Source organism: Sphingomonas sp. CFBP 13733 (assembly GCF_014841795.1).
GTDB classification, from domain to species: Bacteria; Pseudomonadota; Alphaproteobacteria; order Sphingomonadales; family Sphingomonadaceae; genus Sphingomonas; species Sphingomonas aerolata.
This window is the reverse complement of record NZ_JACYUP010000012.1, coordinates 1-12,480: the sequence shown is the minus strand read 5'-3', so window position 1 is coordinate 12,480 and position 12,480 is coordinate 1. Positions and strand designations below refer to the sequence as shown.

Genomic DNA, 12,480 nt, shown 5'->3' with positions numbered 1-12,480 from the left:
ATCGTCGCTGCAACGTTTGGGCTTGTCGCGTTGACGATGTGGCCGCCAGCATCGGGCTCGATGCTTCTGGTGCCGCTCGGTTCAGATGACGGAGCAATCGTGCAGGGCGCGTTAGCGGGCGGTGCGGCGTTGCTCGGGGCCGGGCCGTTTCCGGGATCGCTGGTCGTCGTTGGTGATCGGGCCCGCATCGCCCCCCGGGTCGCATGGAATACCGTCATCATGGCCGCTCCGCCCGCAGGCTGTGGGGCAAATGGCGGCGCTGGGAGGCCAGTATGAACCGCATCAATTCACTAAAGCCAGCGTTCTCCTGGTTGGATCTCAGGGCCAAGCTCGGGGCCACCGTGGAAATGGGGCACGATGCCGGGCTCAACCCGCTCGACCGGTTGCGGCGTCGCGCTGTGCAAACATGGGCGTTGATCGGCTGGACCTCGTTGGGAGGGCTGCTGATAGGCAACGCCGTATTGGACGCGGGCACGGGTGTCCCGCTGCTGGTCATTGGCACCATCATCACGGCAGGGCCAACCGCGATGGCGCTCAGCGGGCGCTACGATGTCGAGGCCCGGACACTGATGGGATCGCTCGCCGCGGCGATACCGGCGATGCTCGTCTTCCTGCTCAAGGGGCATCCGTGGCAGATGGATGCGCACATGTATTTCTTCGTCGGAATGGCGGCACTGGTAATGTTGGCGGACTGGCGGCCGATCGCGCTGGCGACGGTGCTAACTGCGGTCCATCATCTCGCCCTCCAATGGTGGGCCCCGGAGTTTGTATTCACCGGCTCGGGCAATCTTGGCCGGGTGATCTTTCATGTCGTGGCGGTCGGGCTGCAATGTAGCGCATTGACGGTGCTGACGATCCAGCTCGAGCGGCTGTTCCAGTCGCAGAGTGCGGCGTTACGGCGGTCGCGCGAGTTGACCCAAGTGGCGGAGGATGGCCAGCGGCAGACCGAAGAAGCGATGCTTCAGGCGCGCACAGCGGAGGCGGTGGCGACGCGCGAACGCCGGCAGCGTGAAGAGCAGGCGGCACGGATCGCGAGCGAGCGGCGCGGCGAGCTGGTGGTGCTAGCGAACGAGTTCGATCATTCCGTGACGTCAGTCGTGAAGAGCATTGGACAGGCGACCGAACGACTAGAGCATGCGGCAGTTCGGCTCGAGGACGTTACCGGCGACGCGACCCAGGATGCGGTTGAGGCCGCATCGGGCGCAGGTCGAGCAGCACGCGACATCGCGCATGTCGCGTCATCGATCCGCGACCTGTCGGAATCGATCCGGACGATCGCGATTGCAGCCGACCAGCAATCGGAACTGACCGTGGTGGCGAGCCTGGAAGCGCATCGCAGCGTGCAGACGGTCGCGATGCTTGAGGATCATGCGGTCCAGATCGAAGTCATTCTCGACGACATCCGAGAGCTGGCGAACAAGACCAATTTGCTGGCCCTGAACGCGACGATCGAGGCGGCACGGGCGGGCGACGCGGGGCGCGGGTTCGCGGTCGTTGCGGGCGAAGTAAAAGGCTTGTCGGCGGATACCAAGCAGGCAAGCAATCGGATCAGCATGCTGCTTACCGGAATTCGCGAGGGCGTGGCAGATACGGGCGAGAAGCTGCGTAGCGTCAATACCGCGATCGGCCAGGTCTCAGTCGCGGCATCGGGAATCGCGACCGCAGTCGGCGAGCAGCGCTTCACGGCGCAGGAGGTGGATGCGGGTGCAGCGCGAGCGGTCGGCGCCGCGAAGGAAATCGGCACCCGGATCGACGGCGTGGCGGAAGCTGCAGGGTCTGCCGCCCTATTGTCGGCGTCGGTACGGGGCAGCGCCAGCGATCTGGCGGCTAGCGCGCGAAATTTGCGGTCATCGACCGACCTTTTCGTCTCGTTCCTTCAAGCGGACGATGCTGCGGCAGCGTAGTGCCAAGTCGGCCCCATCTCCGTGGGATGCCCGCACGAAGACGCGCATGGTAGGAGAGTGCATGCTCAAAACAAAAATGAAGCGGATCACCGATCGTGGTGATCGCGCCGTTGAACGCCTTGCCAAGATCGAGACGTCCATAACAAGCCTTGCCGACAACGATCTGCTCGACCTGGCCGACATCTTCAAAGCCGAGCCTCGCACGCCGATCGGCGATTTGGCGTTCTTGGATATGGCCCAACGGAATATCAGCCTTTGACGGCAGCCTGACCAGGCCGAGCGGAAACAATGGGCCAACCCTAATGTTAACCAACCGGCAGGCGTTACACGTCAACGGCTTGCCGCATTCCAGATTCAGCCTGACTCATACGCGTTGCCTTGACATGGCTGTCGAGCATCTTCGCTTTATGAGCAAGATCATCACGCACGCCTGCGGGCATGAGCAAATTCACTATCTCGCTGGCTTCGCAAGCCAGCAGGAGCGGAAAGCCCGCTGGCTGGAGACGACTAAGTGCACTACCTGCTTTCTTGCAACCAAACAGGCTGAACAAGCGGAAGCGGCGGTTCGTGACGGTGCAGCCATAGCGCACCTTGATCTTCCATCGCTCACTGGCAGCGATCGTCAGGTCGCATGGGCAACAACCCTTCGAGCTAGCCGCTTTTGCAGTTTCGGTACCCGACCGGTCATAGAGGAAAACGGCTACCAGGCTTGTGTTCTTGTAACTGATGCAAAGTGGTGGATCGATCACCGGGCACTGACAGATCACGAGCTGCTCGAAGAGGCCGAACGATGTGCGGTTGAAGTGAGCATTCTAGCGAGCTCCGATCACGATCCCTCATTACCACAGGCGGTCTAACGGCCAGATCACAGGCCTATCTACGCACGAGTTGTATGATATTAGCTCCGATCTTAGCCACGCCTTCGGGCCACGCGCTTTGAGGTACCGTTGGCCGTCTTGTGTGATACCAGGCAAGTCGACGATCTATATAGGTGATCTAGGCTTCAATTCGGCACCCCTGGCAGGCTGATTGCAAACAGTTACTGACGCCCAATCAACGCGGTCGCACCGCACCCAAAATGTAGGCGCGTCCTCGCGAGCTGCCCTCTTTAGCTGCCGCAAGCGACGATGGCAGCAACGACTGCCTGACTCATCTGAGCGCTTTAGCTAACCATCTGTTTAAGCTACGAATGCCTCGCGAGGCAGGCGCCCTTCCGGAGAGATGTTGATGGCTGATATGGATCACTTGCTGGGTGTGCCGCTGACGCGGCGCACCGCACTGGGTGGCACTGCTGCGCTTACCGCATCTACATTTATTTCCGAGGGCGATCACGCAGTCGCTGCGCCGGCAGCCAAGCCTGTGGGCGTCCGATTGGCGATTCAGACGACGGTCAACGGCAAGGCGGTGCCGGTAGAGATCGATTTGCGGACATCGCTGCTCGATCTCTTGCGTGAGCAACTACACCTGACTGGCGCTAAGAAAGGCTGCGACCATGGCCAGTGCGGCGCGTGTACTGTCCACCTCGACGGTCGGCGTGTAGCATCCTGTCTTACGCTCGCAGCCAAGGTCGACGGACGTGCGGTGACAACGATCGAAGGGCTTGCCGATGGCGAGACGCTGCATCCGATGCAGCAGGCCTTTATCGATCACGACGCGCTGCAATGCGGCTATTGCACACCGGGACAGATCATGGCGGCAGTGGCGTGCGTGCGTGAAGGCAACGCCACGTCAAAGGACCGCATTCGCGAATATATGAGCGGCAACATCTGCCGCTGCGGCGCCTATGTCGGCATCGTCGCAGCGATCGAGCAGTTTGCGGGAAGGGAGAAAGCCTGATGCGCCCCTTCACCTATGCACGACCCGAAAGCGCCGTAGCGGCAGTCCAGGCCTTCACAGCGGCGGGCACCGGTGCGCGTTACATCGCAGGCGGCACCTCGCTCTATGACCTGATGAAGCTCGACATCGAGAAGCCTCAGCACCTGATTGACGTCACCACGATCCGAGGGCTCGATGGAGTCGAGACGGACGGTGAGCGGCTACGCTTCGAGGCGCTCGCACCGATGAGCACGGTCGCGACCGACAAGGTCGTGCTGCGCGACTATCCCGTCCTTGCCGAGGCGTTGTGGAAGGCTGCCTCGCAGCAGTTGCGCAACATGGCGACGGTCGGTGGTAACCTGCTCCAGCGGACCCGCTGCCTGTATTTTCGCAACGGCGCCGGCGGAACTTCGGTTGGCAACACCTATCCCTGCAACAAGCGGGAGCCGGGTTCGGGCTGCGCGGCGATCGGCGGAATCGACCGCGGTCAGGCCGTGCTAGGCCAGAGTTCGTCGTGCACTGCCGTCTCGCCTGGCGACTGGCCCGTCGCGCTCGTCGCGCTCGACGCCTATGTCGAAGTGCTGGGCGCCAGCGGTAGCCGCGCGATCCCGATTGCCGAACTTTATCGCCTACCGGGCAGCACGCCGAACCTGGAGTTCACCTTGCAGCCGGGCGAAATGATCACGGCGATCGTCGTACCAAAGACGAAGGCAGGCCGCCACTCGACGTATCACAAGATCCGTGACCGCGAGAGCTACGCCTTCGCGCTTGCCTCGGCAGCGGTCGCGTTGGAGATGGATGGTGACACAGTAACGCGCGCTCGGATCGCACTTGGCGGGGTGGCGACCAAGCCATGGCGGGCGACCACGGCAGAAGCACTGCTGGCTGGAAAGCCTCTGACCCCGGCGACCGCACTGGCGGCAGGGCACGCTGCCTTTGCCGATGCCAAAGCTGGTAAGCAGAACGGCTTCAAGATCGATCTCGGCGCGCGGACCGTTGCCGATGCCCTGACTATTGCCGCAGTAAGGAACCGGTCATGACCGCCCCCTTCCCCAACCGTCCCCGTGCCGATGCCCGTGAGAAGGTGATGGGCGCTGCGCGCTATGGAGCCGACCATCAGGTCGCTGGACTGCTGTACGCCATGCAAGTCCCGGCAACCATTGCGAAGGGGCGGATTGCCGCTCTGTCGGTCGATGCCGCGATGCAGGTACCAGGCGTTGTTCGCGTGCTGACTTCGACTGACTTTCTGCCGCCCCCTCCTGCGTCCCCTGGCGCACCGCCTCCGCCTGCGACGCTCACGGCCGACATTGCCTATCGGGGCCAGCCGGTCGCACTTGTCGTTGCCGAAACGCTCGAGGCCGCGATCGAGGGGGCCGAGGCCATTCGTCCGACCTACACAGTCGCACCTGCGTTCACCTCGCTCATCGAGCAGCCGGGGGTGGTGCGCGAAGCCGTCAAGCCGGTGACGGCGGGCGATGCGACGCGGGTGATGGCGCGCGCGGTAACCCGGCACAAGGCAGACTATGTTTCCCCGCCACAGCACCATAACCCGATCGAAATGCTATCAACGACGGCCGTATGGGAGAACGGGCAACTCACCATCTACGAAAGCACGCAGAGCAGCAGCAATACGAAGGGTGCCGTAATGCGTAACATGCGCCTTACGCCCGAGCAGGTCACGGTAAAGAGCCCACAGATTGGCGGGGGCTTTGGCCAGCGTGGTGGGGCACAGCGTCAGACTGCACTTGTCGCCCGCGCCGCAATGCTGCTCGGCCGACCAGTCAAACTCGTCCTGCCGCGCGGGCAGATCTTTCATAACGCGACCTTCCGACCGAAGAACCGTCACCGGATCGAGATCGGTGCGGATGCCAGCGGCAAAATGATCGCGGTGCGCTACGACGCCGATCAGCAGCAATCGCGCGAAGGCCAGTTCCCGCCCGACTACCATGAGTCCGTACCCATGCTGTACGGCATCGAGAATTACTACGGGACCTCCGCCAATCTGCGGATCGATACGCAAGCGCCAGGTTATATGCGGTCGCCGACGCCGCATCCATCGTGCTTCGCCTTCGAGAGCGCAGTAGACGAACTTGCCCTCAAGCTTGGCGTCGATCCGGTCGCCTTCCGACTGCGCCATCGGGCCACGACTGATCCGATCCACGGCCAGAAGCTCTCGTCCTGCTATCTGTCGGAATGCCTGACGGAGGGCGCACGTCGTTTTGGCTGGGAACGGCGTAGTCTTCAGCCGGGATCGATGACGCTGCCCGATGGCACGCAGGTCGGCTGGGGCGTGGCATCGGGGGCGTATCCGGGCTCCGCCCATCCCAACATCGTGACGCTACGCGTGAACGCAGACGGCACGACCCGGTTTTCGGCTGCGGGGCATGAAATGGGCCAAGGCATCCGCTCGACCATCGAACAGGTTCTCGTACGCGAACTGGCGATCGATCCTTCGAGGCTGGAGATCGCGATCGGCGACACCAGTGTAGCGCCTCAGCACACGACGGCAGGATCCTGGGGCACCGCGAGTGTCGTGCCGGCAGCGGCAGAGGCGGCTGCCAAGTTGAACGCTGCCATGGCCGAGCTGTTGGCGAGGCGTCAGGTGGCGGGCAATCTACACCGACAGCTTGCGACCGTGCGACGTCCCTCGCTTCAGGTTGAGGTCGAGCATGTTGCGGTCGACCAGGGCCCGAAGGATTTGGCGGCACTGCGCAAGGGCGGCATGGCGTTGGTCGGGCCGGATTACTCGACCTTCACCACCTACAGCTACGTTGCTCACTTCGTTGAAGTTCATGTCGAACCCGGCACGCGCCGCGTCCGCGTGCCACGCGTCGTCAGCATTGCCGATTGCGGGCGGGTGATCTCGCCGCGCACGGCCGAGAGTCAAGTTCGGGGTGGTGTGATCTGGGGCATTGGTGCGGCGCTCCGCGAAGCGACCGAAGTCGATCCGCGCTATGGCGGGTGGCTGAACAACGATCTTGCCGACTATGTCGTGCCCGTGAATGCCGACATTGGGTCTATAGACGTCGGGTTTATCGATCGACCGGATCCTCTCATCAATGCCCTTGGCGCAAAGGGGCTTGGCGAAGTTGCCATGACGGGCTGTGCAGGTGCCATTGCCAATGCCATTCATCATGCAACGGGTAAGCGGCTGCGCGAGATGCCGTTCAGGATCGAAGATCTTCTGTAATCGAACCGAGGCGAAAGACCGCGGCTGAGACGGGAAATCACATGCCTTCGACGTGCCGAGCTATATCAAAAGGCCTCTTAAAGCATCGGACCTTGTTGGATGTACGTACTTCCTCTCGCTGCAGCCGCAGCGCTCATGCAATCGCCGGTTGCCACCACTGCGGTAAGACCTGGCACGATAGCGATCGTCGCTGCTGATAGTTCGACCACGTCTCCCGCTATCACGAGAACGTTCATGGACGCGGTTCAACGAACCTTCCTTCGAACACCTTTCCTGCCCCTGCCCGACCCGAACCACAGTCTTTACGTCGCCAAGGTTGAGGTATCGCAGACACAGCGTGGCGTTGTCCGGTCAGGCAACGACCGATCAGACCGACCAAGCGTGGCTGCTGGCCTTGGAGGCCTGTCGCTGACCCTGCCCTCGGGGAAAGATCAATTGCACGGACTTATCGTGACCCGTCTCGAAGTGACCGTGACGCTGCGCCGCGATAATCACGTCGTATGGAAAGGGCAGGCGACCACGGTGCGCGCGAGCGGGACGCGAACGGGCGAACCCTCGGTTGTTGCAGCAGCCCTGTCGGATGCCCTCCTGACGTGGTTTCCGCGGCAGCTGCCGGGACCGCTGTCTGTCCCGTAAGATTCACCGGGTAACGCGATTATCAGCCTCTGATCTTCGACAACACGCGCGCCGCAACATTACTCCTGGCGGCAAGCTTCCGCCCATAGCGCAGTGCCGTCGATGGCGACGACCAACGGAGTGCCTGGGCAATGCCAACGCCGTCCTCCCCGGCCGCAAACAGATCCTGCGTCAGCCCTACCCGCAGGGAGTGGCTTGATAGCGCCCTAGCAGCTTCCTCAACCTTCGCGATCGGCATCTCGACCAGCCCCTGATCGAATGCACTCAGCGCCACCCGCCGATAGATCCCGTTGACGCCCTGCCGGCTAAGCGAGGCCGTACCAACGGTATACACCGTCCGCGCCGGCTCCGCCCTCTTGCCCTTGAGCTTCTCCTGCCAGTGCCGTGTGTGCCCTGGAATCGCCTCGTACGCCATCGGCGGGACCGCGGCGCGCAAACGGCGCCGATCGACCCCCACGCGGCGGAAGACCGGCCCCTCGGTGATGGCGCTCGCGACCAGCCAGGCCCCGACCCGGCGCATCGTGTCCGCTGACAGCCAGCCCCAGGCCCCCTGCCCTTCCTGATCGGTCTTGGATGATGGAATGAACAGGAGCGCCGAGCCATCGCTGTGTGGATCGATGTGCGCGACGGCGACCGCGACGAGCTCGCTGACGCGCAATCCAGCGTCATAGCCGAGCGACAGCAGCGCGGCATCGCGCAAGCCCTGCAAATCGCCGCCACAGGCGCCAAGCAGCGCCGTCAACGTGAACCCCTTGGTATGAGGATCTAGCGAGGCCCCGAAGCGCAACGGGGCCGCCTGGCGCTGAGCAGCGCCACGCCGTCGGCGCAGGCCCTTGAGCGCGGCGCGGACCATGACGTGGCTGGTGGGCGCATGCCCCCTCTCCTGCATTCCTGACAGGCTGTGTGCGGTGGCAAGACTGGCAACCCGCCGGGCGACCGTCGCGGGCTTAGCGCCTTGCGCCTCGAGCATGGCGATGTAGCGGACCAGGTTTTCGGGCGCTGCGGGCAGCGGGGCGACACGGATGTCCTCACACCAGCGCAGATAGCAGGCGAGGTCCGAAGCCAGTGCCGCCTTGCTCGCTGCTGCCATAGCGCCAAGCTGCGCGGCGAAGCCGATCTCGCTGACAGGGCCGGCATCAGCGGGCAGCGCAAGGCCAAGCAACCGGGTAACACGGGCATCGATTGACTCGACCAACCCGCGCGCTGTGCGGACCGGCAACGCCTCCCCGTCTGTACGGTGGACGACAATCTCACTCATACAGCGCCTGCCGGCCGGTCCAGTTTATCCTGCATTTCGCCATAGTAGCACACCCCTATACTTACCATAATGTCCGATTATGGTAAGTGATCACAATTGCCAAAAGGTGCTGCCTAGTAATTTTCGAATTACTAGCGCATTACCTTTGCGATGCCTTCCCTTGATCTCATTTCGCTTGGATACGCGTTCGGTCGACTGGCTGGCGCAGTGCGCTTTGCGTCCCCTGAAATCCGCAGCGTTGCCCGCTTGGCAGCCGTTGCCGGCGCATGGCGTGCGTATCGGCGCGACGCCGGCGGCGGTGATGTCGGCCCTGCACACCAGCCAAGCAGCGATCCTAGCTCGGTCCTAATGACCGACGACCCGCGCCGCGACGCTGTCGTACTTTGGCTCGCTGCCAACGGTGTGTCGGCAATCGCGGAAGCGGCCACAACCATTGTTCGCATGGTCAACGCGACGCGTGGTTTCGACGCCGATGCGCTGGCGTTGCTCAACGCCGCCCACGACGCGGTGGGGCAGGTGCCTGCCGGTGGCCCCCTCACCCGAGCCTGTGGACTGGCCGACTTTGGTCCAGATCATCCGCTTCAGGGACTGACTTGTGCCGCTGCTGCGGTCGACAATCTGATCACCACGCCGGATTTTGCCGAAGGTCACGGACATGACGCCGTAATCTCCCTGCCCTCTCGATCAATGCGTCAATACGTTGCGGCTGAGCCTGCTGGATGCTGGGCCCTAAACCTTACGCTTCTCGCTCGCGGCACCGTGCCGTCCGTCACGGGGATCATCCCGCGTACAGCATTTCGCCTTGATCTTGAGGACACTGAACGATCAGCTGCTCTTATTGACCATAGCAGTCATGCGGCATTGGGAGCGCTTTCGGAGTTGGAGCGCATCGAGGCCGCACTCGTCCGCGGTCGCGACTCACTCGCCGGCTTATCCCGCAACGCGCGCGCGCGCGACGCGTGGGCGCTCATTGTTGCGGCAGGCCCGCTGCGGCGGGTCCAGCTTGCACGGGCGCTAAGTCTGTCTCGAGCCGGGGCCGATATTCAGGCGGATGCGCTCGCTCGTGCCGGTCTTGTTACCCTCGCAGCAGGCGGTCGTATTCAACCGACGCAACGTCAGCTTTTGGTCGAGCAACCCGCTATCCTGGAGGACGGGCCGCTGGCCCTTGCCACGGCCGACCTCGATGCAAGCATGGCTGATATCGATCGGTTGTTGGAACGCTCTAGTCGTCTTTGATCGTCACACATCTCGGTGATCCGTTCGGCTTTCAACTACCAGTGGCAACCGGTCAGATCTACAGCAGATCAGATCAATAATCGTCTATCACACCCCCACGAACCGGATGGCAGCATCGTACGAGCCATTGCAAAGAGCATGCAATACAGTGTGCTTTAATATCCAAAGGAGTGAATTCCGATTTAACAGATTGACGCAATAAACTCAGGCAAATACATATCGTCGTGTTAATATCCTTTTGGGGTACATTTGTGATTATAACGATAGGAAATACGAAGGGTGGTGTGGGAAAAACCACCTTAGCGGTGCAGATAGCAATTTCTCGAGCACTCTCTGGCCGTGATGTGTGGCTTATTGACGGTGACCGTCAGGGAACAGCAGCTGCGGCTATCGCAGCACGGGCACAGTCTGGGCGGCTTCCGGGAATTGCCTGCGCTCAGTATCCTGATGGCCCTGCGTTACGTGCTCAGGTGCAGCAGCAGCGACACAAGTGGCAGGAGATAATAATTGACGCTGGAGGACGCGACTCCACCGCACTTCGTGCGGCTCTCGTGCTCTCCGACGTACTGCTCGTGCCGTTTGCCCCGCGGTCGTACGACGTATGGGCGCTGGATGACATGGCTTCACTTATCGATGAGGCTAAGAGTGTGCGAGATGGCCTTCGGTGTTTTGCCGTGATGAACCAGGCGGACCCAGGCGATAAGTCAACGGACAACGCTGAGGCGGAAGCTGCGGTGAAGGATGTTCCTCAGTTCAAATACCTCCCGTCCCCAATTAGGCGCAGAAAGGCCTTTAGCAACGCTGCCGGTGCGGGCCTCGCAGTCTCCGAATTACCCAGCAGGGATGTTAAAGCAACCGGCGAGCTGAACATGCTAATTTCATCGCTTTTTAATGTTATAATACAATTATAAGGACTGGTTCGCCATGGCAATCACTCAACGGCCAAAATTGGCTGGCAATACCCTGAAAACCGCGGCGCAAGACGCATTTATTAGCGGAGCGCCAGATGGTTCGACGGTAACAAAAGCGGCGGGAGCGGAGTACGAGAAGGGGATTAAGAAGGGAAATAAACGGCAGATTACGTTGACGATCGCGCCGGAACTGCTCGAGCGGGTAGATCAAATCGCTAATCGAACGGGACAGGCAAGGGCGGCGGTTATTAACATGGCTATATATCAAGCAATCGAAGGTGACCTGTTCAAGTCGTAAGGCACTGTTTTCTATTATATTACCATTGACACACATTATTTATTAATAGACGCCTGTAGAAAGTATCTGTTGAGCCCTGCTACTCGATAGCTGATTTGTCTTACCAGTAGCGCATTCGACTTAGCGTTCGGACTACATTCCAAGACTGCTGATGTGTAAACCCAAAGTAATCCCTAATGCGTCGGCAAAGGGCTGCCTGGTCGAGTAGAGTGCCATTGAGCGCGGCGGTCAACGGCGTTTCAGCTTGGAGCTAACGAAGTGAGTATCCGACCAGGGCCCCAGGGCGAGCTACTAGTGCTAGACAGCCCGTTGCTTACCGAAGTTCGCGGCGAGCAGTCACTCATGGCTTATCCATTCTTTGCACTTACAAAGACGGCATGGAAAAAATCGTTAATCTCAAAACTGATGCCGTAACAATAGAAATTGAACCCGGCCCTCGCGGGGTCGCAACCATTTACGATAAAGAGGTTTTACTTTATATATCTAGTCTCCTAGTCGCAAAGCTGGATGCTGGAGAAGCAGTCGCTCAGGACTTCTACTTTACCGCACATGACCTTTTCGTGTCACTGGCGTCAATGGGTCAGCTCGATCCTACTCACGTCTGTCAGATGCGCTCGAGCGTCTTCAGGGTACCCAGATTAAGACTAATATCGAGGCAGGTGGCGAGGGACAGGCAGGATTCTTCTCGTGGTTATCTGAGGCACAACTTCACTACACAAAGACCTTCCGTGGGGAAAAACGGCTGACGGGAGTAAAAGTCCGTCTATGTGACTGGCTTTACCGCGCAATCCTTCGCGATCGACGGGTACTGGCATATGCTCCCTCGTACTTCCGGCTTGGTCCAGTGGAACGGCGACTATATGAAGTAGCTCGATCTACGTGTATGGATGGTCCGGTACAGGTTGGCCTTGACGATTTGCGTTTGCAACTTGGCTATCAAAACTGACTCAAGCACTTCCGTCACGTTATGAAGGGCATTGACGAGACAAACCCCATTCCGGATTATCACATTGTTATAGGGAACCCGGAATTAATTTCTTTGGAAAAGGGAAAACGGCCAAACACTAGCGCAAATACAGTAACAATTACGCCAAAGCCCACGTTGCAATCGCCTCAAGAAGGGCGTCGGTGTTATCCGGACACCGCGATTCGGCACGGTCCGCTAGGGTCAGGACCCATTGATGTGAGAGGCGCGATCTGATTCATGCTCCGTGAGGAGAGCGTGGATGAGC

At 60.7% G+C, this 12,480-nt stretch carries 11 protein-coding genes and 1 pseudogene; 11 read left to right on the top strand and 1 reads right to left on the bottom strand.

Annotated features, from left to right (window positions below; genetic code table 11):
- Positions 1 to 272 precede the first annotated feature (272 nt).
- The 7 genes from IFT71_RS19835 (at position 273) to IFT71_RS19805 (ending at position 7,545) form a co-directional block, all read left to right on the top strand.
- Positions 273 to 1,904 carry a methyl-accepting chemotaxis protein gene (locus IFT71_RS19835; protein ID WP_244655074.1) on the top strand — a complete coding sequence of 544 codons (1,632 nt, stop codon included), beginning with the start codon at positions 273 to 275 and terminating at the stop codon, positions 1,902 to 1,904.
- A gap of 61 nt (positions 1,905 to 1,965) precedes the next feature.
- Entirely contained in the window at positions 1,966 to 2,163 is a 198-nt protein-coding gene (locus IFT71_RS19830) for a hypothetical protein (protein WP_192143130.1), read from the top strand.
- A 148-nt stretch (positions 2,164 to 2,311) separates the two neighbouring features.
- Entirely contained in the window at positions 2,312 to 2,761 is a 450-nt protein-coding gene (locus IFT71_RS19825) for a hypothetical protein (RefSeq protein ID WP_192143128.1), read from the top strand.
- Positions 2,762 to 3,125: 364 nt separating this feature from the next.
- Positions 3,126 to 3,740, top strand: coding sequence for a (2Fe-2S)-binding protein (locus IFT71_RS19820; RefSeq protein WP_197976248.1), 615 nt, complete (start codon positions 3,126 to 3,128; stop codon positions 3,738 to 3,740).
- On the top strand, positions 3,740 to 4,759 hold the full coding sequence (locus tag IFT71_RS19815) for an FAD binding domain-containing protein (RefSeq protein ID WP_192143124.1): 1,020 nt from the start codon (positions 3,740 to 3,742) through the stop codon (positions 4,757 to 4,759). Before IFT71_RS19820 ends, IFT71_RS19815 begins: the two co-directional genes overlap by 1 nt.
- A complete protein-coding gene (locus IFT71_RS19810) occupies positions 4,756 to 6,909 on the top strand; it encodes a xanthine dehydrogenase family protein molybdopterin-binding subunit (protein WP_192143122.1) in 2,154 nt (717 codons plus the stop codon). The genes IFT71_RS19815 and IFT71_RS19810 overlap by 4 nt, the downstream gene beginning before the upstream one ends.
- Before the next feature lie 234 nt (positions 6,910 to 7,143).
- Complete coding sequence (locus IFT71_RS19805) at positions 7,144 to 7,545, top strand: hypothetical protein (protein ID WP_192143120.1); 402 nt, start codon at positions 7,144 to 7,146, stop codon at positions 7,543 to 7,545.
- 22 nt (positions 7,546 to 7,567) lie between these two features.
- Here IFT71_RS19805 and IFT71_RS19800 read toward each other — a convergent pair whose 3' ends face one another.
- A complete protein-coding gene (locus IFT71_RS19800; RefSeq protein ID WP_192143118.1) occupies positions 7,568 to 8,803 on the bottom strand; it encodes an integrase in 1,236 nt (411 codons plus the stop codon).
- A 348-nt stretch (positions 8,804 to 9,151) separates the two neighbouring features.
- Between IFT71_RS19800 and IFT71_RS19795 the strand changes: the two genes are divergently transcribed.
- From IFT71_RS19795 to IFT71_RS22060, 4 genes and pseudogenes are all read left to right on the top strand, one after another.
- The gene (locus IFT71_RS19795; protein WP_192071965.1) at positions 9,152 to 10,039 is read left to right on the top strand and encodes a hypothetical protein; all 888 of its coding nucleotides are present in this window, start codon (positions 9,152 to 9,154) and stop codon (positions 10,037 to 10,039) included.
- Between the two features lie 224 nt (positions 10,040 to 10,263).
- Complete coding sequence (locus tag IFT71_RS19790; protein WP_342212704.1) at positions 10,264 to 10,950, top strand: AAA family ATPase; 687 nt, start codon at positions 10,264 to 10,266, stop codon at positions 10,948 to 10,950.
- Between the two features lie 13 nt (positions 10,951 to 10,963).
- Positions 10,964 to 11,248, top strand: coding sequence for a CopG family transcriptional regulator (locus IFT71_RS19785; RefSeq protein WP_192071964.1), 285 nt, complete (start codon positions 10,964 to 10,966; stop codon positions 11,246 to 11,248).
- A 377-nt stretch (positions 11,249 to 11,625) separates the two neighbouring features.
- Positions 11,626 to 12,194 (top strand): annotated as a pseudogene (locus tag IFT71_RS22060) (replication initiator protein A).
- The last annotated feature ends 286 nt before the right edge of the window (positions 12,195 to 12,480 follow it).